This window comes from Parabacteroides sp. KHUB-02 (assembly GCF_056640955.1).
Genome location: NZ_JBWQEV010000002.1, coordinates 464285 through 479807 on the forward strand (window position 1 = coordinate 464285; position 15523 = coordinate 479807).

The 15523-nt window shown below is 50.2% G+C and carries 13 protein-coding genes and 2 pseudogenes; 5 read left to right on the forward strand and 10 right to left on the reverse strand.

Annotated features, from left to right (window positions below):
* The first annotated feature begins 100 nt into the window (after nt 1–100).
* Nucleotides 101–568 carry a WbuC family cupin fold metalloprotein gene (locus ACYIA1_RS22470; protein ID WP_048928286.1) on the forward strand — a complete coding sequence of 156 codons (468 nt, stop codon included), beginning with the start codon at nt 101–103 and terminating at the stop codon, nt 566–568.
* Between the two features lie 153 nt (nt 569–721).
* Here the strand turns inward: ACYIA1_RS22470 and ACYIA1_RS22475 are convergent, their stop codons facing one another.
* From ACYIA1_RS22475 to ACYIA1_RS22490, 4 genes and pseudogenes are all read right to left on the reverse strand, one after another.
* Complete coding sequence (locus ACYIA1_RS22475) at nt 722–1540, reverse strand: peptidylprolyl isomerase (protein WP_057326647.1); 819 nt, start codon at nt 1538–1540, stop codon at nt 722–724.
* Nucleotides 1541–1579: 39 nt separating this feature from the next.
* Nucleotides 1580–3424, reverse strand: a complete 1845-nt coding sequence (locus ACYIA1_RS22480) for a peptidase U32 family protein (protein ID WP_227804951.1) — start codon at nt 3422–3424, stop codon at nt 1580–1582.
* Complete coding sequence (metA, locus tag ACYIA1_RS22485; RefSeq protein WP_005855991.1) at nt 3425–4357, reverse strand: homoserine O-acetyltransferase MetA; 933 nt, start codon at nt 4355–4357, stop codon at nt 3425–3427.
* A gap of 50 nt (nt 4358–4407) precedes the next feature.
* Nucleotides 4408–4575: pseudogene (locus tag ACYIA1_RS22490) on the reverse strand (6-bladed beta-propeller); the annotation flags it as partial.
* A gap of 398 nt (nt 4576–4973) precedes the next feature.
* Between ACYIA1_RS22490 and ACYIA1_RS22495 the strand changes: the two are divergent.
* The 4 genes and pseudogenes from ACYIA1_RS22495 to ACYIA1_RS22510 all read left to right on the forward strand — a co-directional run.
* Entirely contained in the window at nt 4974–5273 is a 300-nt protein-coding gene (locus tag ACYIA1_RS22495; RefSeq protein WP_122144643.1) for a nucleotidyltransferase family protein, read from the forward strand.
* A 170-nt stretch (nt 5274–5443) separates the two neighbouring features.
* Nucleotides 5444–5824, forward strand: coding sequence for an ISAon1 family transposase N-terminal region protein (locus tag ACYIA1_RS22500; RefSeq protein WP_016270338.1), 381 nt, complete (start codon nt 5444–5446; stop codon nt 5822–5824).
* Complete coding sequence (locus ACYIA1_RS22505; protein WP_016270043.1) at nt 5790–6773, forward strand: ISAon1 family transposase; 984 nt, start codon at nt 5790–5792, stop codon at nt 6771–6773. Before ACYIA1_RS22500 ends, ACYIA1_RS22505 begins: the two co-directional genes overlap by 35 nt.
* Nucleotides 6774–6798: 25 nt before the next feature.
* Nucleotides 6799–7029, forward strand: a pseudogene (locus ACYIA1_RS22510) (HepT-like ribonuclease domain-containing protein); the annotation flags it as partial.
* Nucleotides 7030–7140: 111 nt separating this feature from the next.
* On the opposite strand, the gene ACYIA1_RS22515 reads toward ACYIA1_RS22510, so the two are convergent.
* The 6 genes from ACYIA1_RS22515 to ACYIA1_RS22540 all read right to left on the reverse strand — a co-directional run bounded on the left by ACYIA1_RS22515 (nt 7141) and on the right by ACYIA1_RS22540 (nt 15507).
* The gene (locus tag ACYIA1_RS22515) at nt 7141–8520 is read right to left on the reverse strand and encodes an efflux transporter outer membrane subunit (protein WP_008778263.1); all 1380 of its coding nucleotides are present in this window, start codon (nt 8518–8520) and stop codon (nt 7141–7143) included.
* Nucleotides 8517–11681, reverse strand: coding sequence for an efflux RND transporter permease subunit (locus ACYIA1_RS22520; protein WP_480336423.1), 3165 nt, complete (start codon nt 11679–11681; stop codon nt 8517–8519). The genes ACYIA1_RS22515 and ACYIA1_RS22520 overlap by 4 nt, the downstream gene beginning before the upstream one ends.
* Nucleotides 11678–12844 (reverse strand): efflux RND transporter periplasmic adaptor subunit, encoded by a 1167-nt coding sequence (locus ACYIA1_RS22525; RefSeq protein ID WP_008778262.1) that lies wholly within the window; start codon nt 12842–12844, stop codon nt 11678–11680. The genes ACYIA1_RS22520 and ACYIA1_RS22525 overlap by 4 nt, the downstream gene beginning before the upstream one ends.
* A gap of 275 nt (nt 12845–13119) precedes the next feature.
* A complete protein-coding gene (locus ACYIA1_RS22530; protein WP_122144639.1) occupies nt 13120–13794 on the reverse strand; it encodes an RluA family pseudouridine synthase in 675 nt (224 codons plus the stop codon).
* Between the two features lies 1 nt (nt 13795).
* Nucleotides 13796–14542 (reverse strand): 3-oxoacyl-[acyl-carrier-protein] reductase, encoded by a 747-nt coding sequence (gene fabG / locus ACYIA1_RS22535; RefSeq protein ID WP_005855977.1) that lies wholly within the window; start codon nt 14540–14542, stop codon nt 13796–13798.
* 20 nt (nt 14543–14562) lie between these two features.
* A complete protein-coding gene (locus ACYIA1_RS22540) occupies nt 14563–15507 on the reverse strand; it encodes a 3-oxoacyl-ACP synthase III family protein (RefSeq protein WP_005868085.1) in 945 nt (314 codons plus the stop codon).
* Nucleotides 15508–15523 lie beyond the last annotated feature (16 nt).

Genomic DNA, 15523 nt, shown 5'->3' on the forward strand with positions numbered 1-15523 from the left:
CAAGAATATGTATCATCAAGGCGCAAAGATAAGGAATATCAAGCATTGACCAATAAATATTTCGTATATTCGTGGCTCAGAAATACAATAAGATACAAAGATGAAGATAATCAACGAACAATTACTCGACGAGACCCAGGCCAAAGCCTTGCAGTCTCCCCGCCTGCGAATGAACTATAATTTCCATGAGAGATTGGATGATCCGATCAATCGGTTACTGAATGCCATGGAGCCCGGTACGTATTTGCGTCCGCACCGGCATTTAAATCCGGCGAAAGACGAGATCTTCTTGTTGCTACGTGGGAAGGTAGCGGTATTCTTGTTTGACGAGGAAGGGAATATCACGGAGAAAACGATACTGAATCCAAAGGAAGGCGCTTATGGAGCGGAGATCAAGGCCGGAACATGGCACGGGCTTCTGGTACTGGAATCCGGATCGGTTATTTATGAGATAAAGCAAGGGCCGTTTGCGCCGCTAGCACCGGAGAACCTAGCGCCTTGGAGCCCCGAGGCGGAAGATACGAAGGGAGTAAAGAAGTATCTGGAATGGCTCGAGAGCCAAATATGATCGATGATACTTTTAGTATAACAAGCTAGCGATCAGCCTCGTATAACAAGAGCTATACGATAGTTTTAACAATGCCCATTCTAAAGTGTTTACGATGCCCATTATAAGGAGTTTACAATGGGCATCGTTACCTCCTTATAATAGGCATTGTTATTATTTCTGGAAAACCTTCGTCGATTTAATCATCACGTCGTGTAAAGGACGATCGTTCTTATCCGTCTTTACCACGGAGATCTTCTCTACGATATCGAGGCCTTCCACTACCTCGCCAAAGATCGTTACCGAGCCATCCAGATGCGGAACGCCACCGATCGTCTTATAAATCTCACGCCGTTCGGCCGGGATCACTACCGGGCCTAATACCGCCAACGTATCTTCCACCAAGATGGACGCACGGGCATGTAACTCATTCTCCAAGGAATCGGCGGCCAAGGAAGGATCTTGCTTTTTCAGCTCATCCCGGAATTTATAGTACAACCAGTTGCGGCGGATCTCATTGATACGAGCCTCTTTCTCCGCAAGCTCCTTGTCGTCCAAGACTTTCCCTTGCACAAAACAGAACTGCGTACCGGCGGAGGCACGTTCCGGATTCACGGCATCGATCTCTTTCGCGTCGATCAAAGCGCCTTTCTTATTAAAATGATTGGGTAATATCTCAGCGGGAACGGTATAACCACCATCGCCATCCCCATACAAGGCACCCGGCTCATGCGCCTTACTCTCCGGATCACCACCTTGCACGACAAACTCCTTGATAACACGGTGGAAAAGCATACCCTCATACTCGTTCGACTGGCAGAGCTTTATGAAGTTATCCCGGTGAAGAGGCGTATCGTCGTATAGCAGGACGGTGACGTCTCCCATCGTCGTCTTGATTTTCACATATACGGGTTTATTCGGGTCCAAAGGCTTATCCCCACAAGCTACCAACGTGAGCAAGAGCAGGAACAGCGAGAAAATTTGTCGTTTCATACCTGTTTTATTTATCGGATTAAGTAGTTACAAAGCCGGTTATTCCTCCGCATAGATCAACATCTGGCAATTCTTGCAGTCGAAGCGCAAACGCAAGAGCGTCTCCTTATAGCGCAGGAAGTAAGGCTCTTTATAGGGAGACTTCTGCTTCTGGTAGGTAGGGCACCATCCCATACTGTACCGCAGGCAATGTTTCGTGAACATCAAAGGGACATCCTTCCGGGGAGACAACTCGAAAGCGTCTTCCACGGCAGTCACGCCATGTGCCTTATAAAAGGCACCAGCCTTGCTATTGGAGACATTCCCTAAATAAGTCAGACGTTTCTCGGGGAAAGGGATTTCCGTTGCCTCGCCTACACACGGCTTTACCGGACGAGCCTCTTCCCTGCGGTAACGAATACGCCGGGTAGAGATAAGCCTCTCCACCCCTTGCCTACGCATCTCGGCCAATAAAGAAGAAGGGACAAACCAGTTATCGGACATCGCCACGGTGACCTCCACCGCCTCAAAAGGCGTATTTCCCAACTTAGAGAGCTGGGTACGGATATTCTCCGCCTGATCCCGCCGGGCCGGTTCTTTCTCGAACGGCTGGGTAAGCATGATACGGGCTCCTGTCTCGTCTGTCATACTTAACGTGAAGCCAAAAGCGTTATCTTGAAATTCCATCCGGACAGAGAGCTTCCGCTCGGCGGATGGCTTGGATAGCAGTTTATCAAACTCTTGATCGAAATTCCGGTACAAAGGCATCTTCGGACGGATCGCCGGGCGATCCAGCGTAAAGATCCGGTTCGCCTCCACACGGTTTACTCGGAAGCCCTCCAACTCCCCTTTCTCGTTGAAGAAGGTAAGCCCGTCGCCATTATTCAATTGTTTCAGTCCGGCGATCGTGAAAGAGTTTCCTTTCAGTTCTTTCACCGTACCCACCGGCTCCCCCAAGGACTTAGGCGTATCAAAGCTGGTGATATCCTTCGTACGCTCCTTCCATAAGAAAGGCGTGAAACCCCGGTTGAAGCTTTTCTCCGCCACAGGTTCGAACGTGTAAGTGCTATGCCCGGCCGAGGCACGACGGTATTCCGGCCGACGGGCCAAGATAGCGTCCAGTTTCTTCCGGTACCAAGCCGTTACGTTCTTCACGTAAGATACATCCTTCAAACGACCCTCGATCTTCAAGGAAGAGACACCGGCATCCAACAACTCCTCCAAGTATTCGCCCCGGTTCATGTCCTTCAAGGATAAGAGATGCTTACCCGATACGATCTCCTTCCCGTCCGCGTCGATCAAGCTATAAGGCAGGCGGCAATACTGGGCGCATTCCCCCCGGTTGGCGCTTCGTCCGCTCAAGGCGGCGCTCAGGTAACACTGGCCGCTATAGCTTACGCACAGCGCCCCGTGCACGAAGACCTCCAGAGGCACGGTCGTTCGCTCGGCGATCTCCCGTATCTGGTTCAGCGATAGCTCCCTCGCCAATACGACTTGCGTGAAACCTACCTCTTGCAGGAATCTCACCTTCTCCGGCGTACGGTTATCCGTTTGCGTACTGGCGTGCAAGGGGATAGGCGGAAGGTTCAACTGGGTGATACCCATGTCTTGAACGATCAAGGCATCCGCCCCGGCCTCGTAAAGTTGCCAGATCATTTGCTCGGCCTCTGCCAGCTCCTCTTCTTTCAAGATAGTGTTCAAGGCCACGTAAATACGAGCCGAATAGAGATGGGCGTAATCGCAAAGCTGCCGTATATCGTCCAGCGTATTACCGGCGGCGGCACGGGCTCCGAACTTCGGGGCACCGATATACACGGCATCGGCGCCATGGTTAATCGCCTCCCTACCGCAAATCAGATCCTTAGCGGGAGATAACAGTTCTATCGAACGGGGTTCTTTTCTCATTTACAAGCTTCCTAGTTTTTTAATATCTTCCCGGCGGAACGGGGTCTCTTGGTATACGTAATAGTTCAGCCAATTGGTGAACAGCAGGTTCGCGTGCCCCCGCCAACGTACCACCGGGCCTTGCGCCGGATCGTTATTCCGGTAATAATTACGAGGCTTGTTGATGGGCAATCCCTTCCCCAAATCACGCATATACTCATCATTCAGCGTATAGGGCGAATACTCGGAATGACCGGTGATGAAGAATTCCCGTCCGCCACGAGCCATCGCCATATAGACGCCGGATTCCTCGCTCTCGGACAATAAGGTGAGCTCGGGCACCTTCATGATATCCTCCCGGCGAATCTCGGTATGACGGCTATGAGGCACGAAGAACTCGTCATCGAACCCCCGGAAGATCGGAACAAACGGTTCCCGGAGCGAATGACGGAAGACTCCGAACATCTTGGCCGGCAAATCATATTTAGGCACCCCATAGAAATGGTATAGCCCCGCTTGCGCCGCCCAGCAGATATAGAGCGTGGAGGTAACATGCGTACGGGCCCAATCGAATATCTGCGTGATCTCCTCCCAATAACTAACTTCCTCGAAAGGCATCTGCTCCACGGGAGCGCCCGTCACGATCATCCCGTCGTAGAAATCATCCGCCATCTCATCGAAATCCTTATAAAATTCCTGCATATGCTCGATGGGCGTATTCTTCGGCGTATGTCCCTTGATCTTCATAAAATCAAGTTCCACTTGCAGGGGTGTATTACTGAGGAGGCGAACCAAGTCCGTCTCGGTCGTTATCTTAAGGGGCATCAAATTCAATACGACTACCCGAAGGGGGCGGATATCCTGCTCCGACGCACGCAAGGAATCCATCACAAAGATATGTTCCTTCTTCAGCAGCTCGATAGCCGGTAAGTTCTTTTGTAAATTTAATGGCATTTTCTATCTCTGATTATTATATGAGCGCAAAGATAATGAGAATTTTCTCATTATCGCTTATACTTCGCCACCATGATCACGGGGTTGTCCTCCTCGTGCATACCCGCGGCGATCTCCTTTAACTTGCCTTTGAGGTGTCCTTCTTGATAGGCCTCGACAAGTTCGGGGGTATTTATCCGCCACGTGAAGGCGATCTCGTCGTTATTGAAGACCGTGAGGTCGAAAATCTCGTCCACGAGGTTGGCGAGTAGGTATCCATCATCGCCAAGTTCAACTCTTTCTTTACGGTCTGCATAAACCGTATCGCAAGATGGCTCCGTAGAATCAAGCTCATCACCAAGCAAGCACGTTTTTTCCAGTGATCCGGAAAATGCCCGATTCCACGAGCAGCCAAGTAAGTGATAACCGTACTTGTCAGCAATAACAAAGCAGGAATAAGTTACGGACTCTCAACGATGGTAAGACGAAATAAACGGCGCATACCACGGGAAAGAGAAACCGCACCCAAAACATATCCAGACCCATATCTTGATAGAATTTGCTCTTAATAGGTAGAGTAATGAGATTTTTCATTATATTTGGAGCGTTGAACAGATTAATAAAAGGATATATAGGCATGAACTTTCCCGGCAATTATCTTCCAGCGATCATCGCTTTATGTAAACGACATAAAGTAAAAAAGCTATTTGCTTTCGGCTCTGTCCTTACCAATCGCTTTAATGAGCAAAGCGACATAGATCTGGTAGTCGATTTTGACAAGACCAACGTAGATGATTACTTCTCTAATTTCTTTGACTTGAAATATGCCTTGGAGAGTCTTTTCGAAAGAGAAGTAGACTTGCTGGAAGAACAAGCGATCCATAATCCTTATCTCAAGGAAAATATTGATACCACAAAGATGTTAATCTATGGATAACTTCATCAAAAAGCATTTACAAGATATAGCTACGGCGATTGACGAGATCGAAAGTTTTTTCGATGATCAGCCCAAGCTATTTGAAAACTTCTGCAAAGACTTACGTCGGCTCACCCGATAAATCAGGGGGAAAATTCTTTAATTCTATAGAAAATTTGCACCTTTGTACCATGAACAATCAAGGACTATTAGCATTGGCACAGTTGATTCTGCCATCAGAGATACTTTCAAATTTTGAAGTAGTACGTGTAGAAGAAGAGGCATCCCTTATCCGCATCTATCTTGATGAATCGGTTAAGGCTGAATATAAAGAGAACCCAGAGATTGAATCCAAAGGGTTCTGTGAAGCCGTAACTATACGTGACTTTCCAATCCGCGATAAAGGTGTTGACCTAATTGTCAGAAGACGCAAATGGTATGACAAGCAGAATAACCGATACTTCTCCGACTCTTACGACCTGAAGGCTGAAGAAACCCGCTACTCCAAGGAGTTTGCGGCTTTTTTAAAAGGAGTGTATGGAGACGATTCCTACGACCTCCCGTTCGCTTGACCGCTATTATCACATAAACGGGGATACGTTTGAAAAGCAATACAAGGAAGTGCTCAGCGGCTATCGTGAATGGTCAGAACTCTCACATGCAGAAGACTGGCTTGTCTTTCCAGAGAACATTGGTGAAAGCATCTGCATTGACGAAACGGCTCCAAGCAACGGTGAGCTGTACACTATAGTAAGCAACAGATCTTCACGTGGAGGTAAAGGTACCATCATTGCTATTGTAAAGGGTGTGGCGGCAGATGCTGTCACGGAAGCACTTATGCGCATTGACGAGGACAAGAGACTGTTGGTTAAGGAGATAACAATGGATATGTCGAATTCCATGCGACTTATAGCCAGACGCTGTTTCCCGAATGCAATGCGTACCATAGACCGCTTTCATATACAGAAACTTGCATGTGATGCCTTGCAGGAGATGCGTATCGCGCATAGATGGGATGCCATTCAAGCAGACACGGATGCCAGGGAAGAAGCCAAATGCCTGGGCGAAGCATACACTCCAATTGTGCTTGCAAATGGTGATACCCACAAGCAGTTGTTGGCTCGCAGCAGATATCTGCTTTTTAAATCTGCCGACAAATGGACGGAAAGTCAGAGACAAAGAGCTGAGGTGCTCTTTGAAACGTATCCTGATCTTAAAGAAGCCTATTCGCTTACACATTCCCTAAGAATGATATTTTCCAAGAATACCGTCAAAGATGCAGCAAGACTCTCGCTTGCACGATGGTACAACAAAGTGGACGACTCTGGCTTTAAGAGTTTCAATGTTATTGCCGCCACACTTTACGAGCACTATGATGAAGTCTTGAACTTCTTTGTAAACAGGGCAACTAATGCATTTGCAGAGTCTTTTAATGCTAAAATTAAGGCGTTTAGAGCTGCTTTAAGAGGAGTAACGGATATAAAATTCTTTCTTTTCAGACTTACAAAGCTGTATGCTTAATCCCCCAGGTTTATCGGGTGAGCCCTTACGTCTTAGACGGGCAATAGAAAGAAATATCGAGATTATCGGAGAGGCCATGAACCGGATATTAAAAACGTCTCCGACAATAGCGATCACCAATTCCCGAAAGATAGTAGATGCCCGAAACTACATTATACATGGTTATGACAGTCTATCTGTTGATATTCTTTGGAGTATCGTTGTCAACCATCTGCCTTTATTAAGGCAAGAGGTTGATATTTTACTTGATACATAATTATAAAACAAGTAAAATATGCCCCGTAAATCAGTGGAATACGAAATAGATTCCATTGATTTACGGGGCATATTCCATTGAGATAGTTTCCTCTATGAGGAGGATGCGCTATCAAAACCCTCCCCCTAAAGCCTTATACAGGTATACCACCGACAGCAACTCATCCAGCACGGCATTGTTCAAACCGATCTGGGCGTCCAGCAAACCACGCTGGGCATCCAATACGTCCATGTAGCTGATGACACCGTTGATGTATTGCAATTGGGCGAGTTCCAGATATTTACTGGCGGAGGCTTCCAGATTCATGCGGGAAGCACGGATCTCCTTCACCTTGCGGACGGTCACGATAGCGTTGTTCACCTCCTTGAAAGCGCCTAATACGCTCTTCTCGTAACTATAGACCTCTTGCTCGTAACGAGCCTTCGCCGCTTTCACTTTCGCCTTGTTCTTCCCCATGGCGAAGATCGGCTGCAACAGGCTTCCGGCGATAAAACCAGCCGGACTCTTCAAGATGCTGCTTAACTCATCGCTCTCGAAACCGTAATTACTTGTCAAACGGATCTTCGGGAATAAGTCCGTTTGCGCCACACCTACCTGAGCGTTCGCCGCCCGAAGCTTAAACTCCGCTTGACGCATGTCCGGTCGGCGCTCCAGCAAAGAAGACGGTAAGCCGATCGGTAAGGCATCCGGCAAGTGCTGGTCGCTCAAGGAAAGACCACGGGGGATATCATCCGTATACTCGCCCAACAACATGCTGAGGTCGCTTTCCTTGATCTTGATCTGACGCTCCAGCGAGGGGATCAAGGTCTCGGTACGGGCCAACTCCACTTGGGCTTGGTTGTAAGCCGTCTCGGAAGTAAGTCCGCCCTCATAGCGAAGCTTCGCCAAGCGGACACCCTCACGACGTGCGTCCAAGGTTTGTTGTACGATCGACAACTCTTGGTCCAAGGCGCAAAGTTGATAATAATTGGCGGCTACCTCGGCGATGATGGTCAATCGCAAGGCACGCTGCCCCTCCACGGTCTGCATATAGGAAGCGATGGTAGCCTCGTTCGCCCAGCGGAGGTTACCCCATAAATCCAATTCCCAAGACAAAGTCAACTTCGCCCCAAACTCCGGATCGGGCTTCGGATCATCCCCTCCATAGTTCAAGCGTTCCTTTTGCGCATAGATATTCGCACCCACCTCCGGCAGCATATTCGCGAAAGAGATCCGTTTGGCGGCGATCATCTCCTTCACCTTGGCGGCGGCGATCTTCATATCCTTATTATTATCCAGAGCCTTTTTGATCAAATCTTTCAAGGTCTCATCGGCGTAAAGGCTCTCCCAAGGGATATTCTCCACGGACGCCGTATCGGTCGTATCCGTATAAGCCTCGATCCGGTCCGGCAGGTTCAACTCCGGACGTGCGTACCGCTTTCCGATCTTGCAGGAAGAGAACGCCAGCATAGAAACGACGAAAGCGGCTATATAGAAATTCTTTGTCATCATAATTTTCCGTTTTTGTGTCTCTTTAAAATAGAGGTTACCACTTCTTTCTTTTGAGCGATACGTTCCATCCGCATCTTTCCCTTTATCTTATAGATCAAGACGAAGAAGAAGGGAACCAACACGATACCTACCGTAATCGCCACCAGCATACCGAAGAACACGCCCGTACCGATACTATGGCGGGAAGCTGAGCCCGGCCCGCTAGCCAACACCATCGGAAGCATACCCAACACGAAAGCCAACGAGGTCATCAAGATCGGGCGGAAACGCATCTGGGCGGCATGGATAGCGGCTTTCACCACATCTACCCCGTTATCCACCTGTACCTTGGCGAACTCGACGATCAAGATAGCGTTCTTCGCCGCCAAACCGATCAGGGTTACCAGACCGATCTGGAAATAGATATCGTTCTCCAACCCCGTCACCCAGATACCCAAGTAGGCACCCAACGTGGCGACCGGCAAGGAAAGCAATACGGCGATCGGCACGATCCAGCTCTCATACTGAGCCGCCAAGAACAAGAAGACAAACAAGAATACCAACGCCAAGACAAATCCCGTCTGCCCGCCGGCCTGTTTCTCCTGATAGGAAAGACCGCTCCACTCCAGACCGATATTCTCGGGCAGATGCTCCCTAGCGATCCGTTCCATCGCCGCCATCGCCTCGCCCGTACTATATCCCGGGGCGGCTACAGCGTTGATCAAGGCCGTGGTGAACATATTGAAACGCTTGATCGTTCCCGGGCCAGTCGTATATTGGGTCGTGCCCAAGGCGGTCAAGGGAACCATCGCCCCGTCCTTGCTGCGCACGAAGAACAAGTCCAGATTATCCCGGGTAGCCCGGTAAGGCGCCTCCGCTTGGATATATACACGGTAAATACGGTTGAACATATTGAAGTCGTTCACGTACACAGAGCCCAGATAAGCTTTCATGGTCGAGAAGATATCGGACAAAGGGATGCCGAGGAACTTCGCCCGGTCACGATCCACGTCGAAATACAACTGCGGGATCTCGCTCTGCATGGCGGAAGATACGCCTTGAAGCTCCGGCGCCTGCGAGGCGTAATACAGGAAGGTATCCGTGGCGCTTACCAGATTATCCCAGCTAGCGTCTCCCCTAGCCTCCAACTGCATCTCCAAGCCACCGCTCTCGCCCAAGCCCGGGATTACCGGCGGACGGTTCACGTACGACTTAGCCTCGGGGTAATAATAGAATTCCCGGCGGGCATCGGCCATCACGTCCTCTACCTTCATGCCGGAGGATTTACGCTCTTCCCACGGTTTCAGGATCACCGTCAGCGTGGCACGCCCTTGGTTCGTACCGACACGGGGACTGCTACCGGTTACGTTCTGCACGTAGGCCACGGCCGGATGATGGTCGAGGAACTCGATCGCACGGTCTGTCACGGCACGTGTACGCTCCAAGGTAGTACCCTCGGGCATCTCCAGCTCTACAGTGAAGAACCCTTGATCCTCCTCCGGGATAAAGCTGGTAGGCAACACCCGGTTCAAGACGAAGATAGCCACCAGTACCATCCCAAACCCTGCCAAGATACGGCGGGGATTAGCGATGGAGATACGCAACAACTTCGTATATTTCTTATTTCCTTTCGCCAACCACAGATTGATCTTACGGAAAATAAACGCTTTCTTCTTATGAGACGGACGCAAGATGATGGCGCACATCGCCGGGCTCAACGTCAAGGCCACTACCGTGGACAGCAACACGGAAACCACGATCGTGACGGAGAACTGACGGTACAACTGCCCCGTGATACCTCCCAAGAAACTCACCGGCACGAACACGGCGGCCAATACCATGGAGGTAGCGATCAAGGCGCCGGATAATTCCCGCATCGCCTTATGCGTAGCCTCACGGGCGGTCACACGCTCCTCGGCCATGATACGCTCCACGTTCTCCACCACCACGATAGCGTCGTCCACCACGATACCGATCGCCAAGATCAATCCCAGCAAGGTAAGCATATTCAACGAGAAGCCGAAGATCAACATAAAACCGAACGTTCCGATCAAGGAGATCGGGACAGCGATCGTCGGGATCAAGGCCGCACGCCAATTCTGCAACGAGAGGAACACCACGAGAACGACCAAGAAGAGGGCCTCGAACAAGGTCTTATACACCTCATGCACGGATTGGGAGATATACTCCGTCATATCGAACGGGAAATTATACTCCAAGCCCTCCGGGAAGTTCTTGCTGATATCCTTCATCGCCTCTTTCACCTTCGTGGCGACCTCCAGAGCGTTCGCTCCCGGCAACATATAGATACCCAAGATAGCGGCGTTCTTCCCGTTGATCCCACTCTCCGTAGAATACGAGGAAGCCTCCAGCGATACCCGGGCCACGTCGCTCATCCGGACGATCGAGCCATCCGGGTTCGCCCGCACCACGATATCCTCAAACTCCTTCACGGTGGACAAACGTCCCGGGGCCGTGATAGGCAAGGTGACATCCACGTCCAGCACAGGTTGCTTACCCAGCTCGCCCGCCGCCGATTCCCGGTTCTGGTCTTTCAAGGCATCCTGCAAGTCCTTTACCGTCAATCCCATATTAGCCAACCGATCCGGATATACCCAGATCTGCATACCGTAATAACGGCTACCGATATTCGATACACGGCCTACGCCCGGGATACGGCGCAATACGTCCAACACGTTGATCGTGGCGAAGTTACTCAGATAAATCTCGTCGAACTTCGGATCGTCGGACATCAAGCTCAAGGTCATCAGCTGGCTGGGTGCCTGCTTCTCGATCGTGATACCATTCTGGATCACCTCGGCGGGCAAACGACTCTCGGCCAGTTTCACACGGTTCTGGATCTCGACAGCCGCCAAGTCCGCATCGGCGGATACATCGAAGGTCACCGTAATATTCAAGCTACCCGAGTTCGAGCTACTACTTTGCATATAAATCATGCCGGGCGTACCGTTCAGCTCCTGCTCGATTGGGGTAGCGACCGCTTGAGACACTGTCAGGGCGCTCGCTCCCGGATACGTGGCGCTGATCTTCACCACGGGGGGCGTAATCTGCGGATACTGGTCCACAGGCAACAATGCCAGTCCGATGATTCCGACAATCACGATCAGGATCGATAAGACGGTCGAAAAGACAGGACGGTCTATAAAGAATCCCGGTTTCATTGTTCTTCCTCCTCTCTAAGCGCTTGGATAGCCTTCTCGTCGCCGGCCTCTACCGCATGTACCTTCACGCCCGGTACCAATTTATGATAACCCTCTACCACTACTCGCTCGTTCTCGCCCAAGCCTCGTTCGATCACGACCTTGTTGCCGATCTCCGGGCCGGTCTGCACGAAACGCTTCTCGGCGATATCGTCCCTACGGATGATATAGATGAACGCACCTCCTTTCTCAATCGAGAGCGCTTTCCGGGGAACGACGATCGAACGCTCTCGGACATCCAGCAGGAGCTTCACTTTCGTGAACTGTCCGGGCAATAATTTCTGGTTCGGGTTGGATAGTTCCGCACGAACGCCAAACGTACCGGTCTTCGGGTCCACCAGCGGATCGGCGAAGTCCACGATACCTTTTACCGGGTATTCAGAGTCGTCCGCTAAGGTAACCGTCACGGTAGGCTGCCACGAACGGGTCGTATCCCGCTCGCCAAACTTCACGTTACGACGCTCGGCACGCAGGTAATCCAAGGCGGTCATCTTAAAATCGACCAATACCGTGTCGCTCTTCACGACAGCCGCCAATTTCGAATTGACACCCGGGCCCACCAAAGCGCCCACATCCACGAAACGCTCACTGATATACCCGGACAGCGGCGAGGTCACTACCGTATAGCTCAACTCCATCTCCGCTTGATCCAGATCCGCCTTGCTCATGGCGATATTCGCCTCGGCGTCTTCCAGAGCGGCCGTGGCGTTATCCAAATCCAGCTGGCTGGCGGCGTGTTGCTCGTACAACGGTTTCAGGCGTTCCACATCACGCCGGGCCTTGGCCGCTTGGGCTTGGCTTTTCTTCAGTTGGGCTTTCGCCTTCTCTACCCTAGCACGATATTTATCGGGATTAATCATAAACAGGGGCTCATTCTGCTTCACCCGTTTACCTTCCTCAAACAACATTTTCTCTAGGAATCCCTCCACACGGGCATGTACCTCGACAAAGCTGGCGGCACGGATACGTCCCACGTACTCACCATAAATCTGCACGTCTTCTTTTGAGGGTTTGTCTACGATCACGATGGGCAATTGCTGCTCTTCCTTATGGTGGCAACCCGTCATCGCTACTACAAGGGCTATCAAGATAACCTGTACTTTTGCCAATCTTTTCTTGCTCATTCTACCTATATAAATTACTTATGTCACATTTGTCATTTAAGAAAGAAAGAATCATTCCATTTTTCTCGAGGACATCGATAATTAACGTTACTTCACTTAATAACAAACCGTATAGCGTTTATGTTAACATTTATACTAAAATTAGGGCATATCCAACTGGGGAATAAATCCACAACCAGCCGGGAAAGTCTACACTTAAAAATAAAAATCCCTTCGAATGAAATGCTTTTTCCATCCGAAAGGATTTCACAGATACCAGATCTTCATCTATTATCTTATTGATCAACCGACAACGCTTTCCACAAATTATCGTCCGGTACGGGAGCGACAATTCGCACGTTCTCTTTTGAAACCGGATGGATAAACTCCGCACTACGTGCGTGCAAGCTAATGCCTCCATCCTTATTGGAACGATCGAAACCATATTTCAGATCTCCCTTGATCGGACATCCCATCTTCGCCAACTGACAGCGGATCTGATGGTGCCGCCCCGTCTTCAAATCGATCTCCAACAGATAATAATTATCCGAATGGGCGATCAATTTATAACGCAGGATGGCTTTCTTGGCATTCGGCCGCTCGGTATCGTAAGCGTAACTCTTATTTTGCTTCTCGTTCCGCACCAGCCAATCCACCAACTCACCCTCATCCTGCGGGGGACGGTTCTTGACGATCGCCCAATACGTCTTGCGCACCTCACCGACACGAAACATCTCGTTCAAGCGAGAGAGGGCCTTGCTCGTCTTGGCGAAAATCACGACCCCGCTCACCGGACGATCCAGACGGTGCGTGACACCGACAAAGACATTCCCGGGCTTGCAATACTTCTCCTTCAGCCATACCTTCAGCATCTCCGAGAGAGGCTTATCCCCCGTCTTGTCGCCTTGCACGATCTCACGGCAGGTCTTATCTACCGCTATAATATGATTATCCTCGTAAATAACCTCCATATTACATGTTCATACCGCCGTCAACCTGAATAACCTGTCCGGATACATAAGAAGACATATCCGAAGCCAAGAAGGTAGCGATATTAGCCACATCCTCGACCGTTCCACCACGGCGCAAAGGAATCTTCTTGCACCACTCGGCACGTACCTCGTCAGACAGCTGAGCGGTCATATCCGTGATGATGAATCCCGGGGCGATAGCGTTCGCACGGATGCCACGAGAACCCAACTCCTGAGCGACAGACTTAGCCAAGCCGATCATACCGGCCTTGGAAGCGGAGTAGTTCGCTTGTCCGGCGTTGCCATGAACACCTACGACAGAAGACATATTGATAATGCTACCCGCACGTTGCTTCATCATGACCGGGGTACAAGCATGGATAAAGTTGAAAGCGGACTTCAAGTTCACGTTCAACACAGCGTCCCATTGTCCCTCGCTCATACGCATCATCAAGCCGTCTTTCGTGATACCGGCGTTGTTCACCAAGATATCGATACGTCCGAAATCCTTCACGATCTCGGCCACCACGTTATGAGTCTCTTCAAAGTTAGCGGCGTTAGAAGCGTATCCTTTCGCCTTCACGCCCAAGGCCTCGATCTCGGCCTGTGTAGCCAAGCCATTCTCATCGATCACTAGATCCGTGAAAGCGATGTTAGCGCCCTCTTGGGCGAACTTCAAGGCGATAGCCTTACCAATACCACGAGCGGCACCCGTTACGACAGCCACTTTACCTTCTAATAGTTTCATATTACTCAAATTTTTTAATATCAATGTTTAATCAAGCAAGCTCCCGTCGAATAGCCACCGCCGAATACCGTGATAGCGATCAAGTCGTCTTTCTTGAAATTCTTATCGTTCTGGGCATATACCAAGGCCGAGCTTACGGAACCCGTATTTCCCAGCTCCTCGATATTGTGCAAAAATTTCTCGTCCGGCAAGTTCAATTGCTTGGCGATATTCGCCATGATACGCATATTCGCCTGATGGCCGATGAAATAAGTAAGGTTATCCAGCGTATAACCGTTCTTCTCCAACAAATGAAGGACATTCTTAGGCATATAGGTACAAGCTTGGATAAATACGTCACGCCCCTCCGGCATCAAGATACCGCCGTCACGAGGACGCAAGTGAACCGCCTCCATCGCTTTCGACAAATGGCCGAGACCTTGCGTGTAGACCTCTACGATCTCAGCGTCGCCCTCACCGATCCGCTCCTTGGAGATAAAGAAAGCGGCAGCGGCATCACCCCATAAATGGCCCGCCTTCGGGTCTGTCTCATTATAATAAGCGGAGTTCTTATCAGCGGAAAGCACCAAAGCCTTGGAAGCCTTCCCCATGGCGAAATATCCCTCCACAACCTCCAAGGCGTTCAAGAAAGAAGAACAAGCCGAGGATAGATATAAAGCTTTCGCGTCAGCGATAGTATACTCATGTTGAACCGTATGCGCGGCCGTCGCAACCGTATCATAAGGAGAATACGAAGCGGAGACGATCAAGTCTACCTCCGTGATATCGTAAGGCAATTTGGGAAGAGCGTCCTTCACGGCCTCAAGGCTCATGGTATTGATATTCTCCCCCTCTTTCGCTTTCGAGCGGGTATGAATTCCCGTCCGTTGCTCAATCCACTCACTTGTCAACCCGCTCAATTCAAGAAAATGTTGGTTATCTACCCGTTCTTCAGGCACATAAAACCCTGTCGCATTAATAAACATTCCTTAGTGTCTTTGA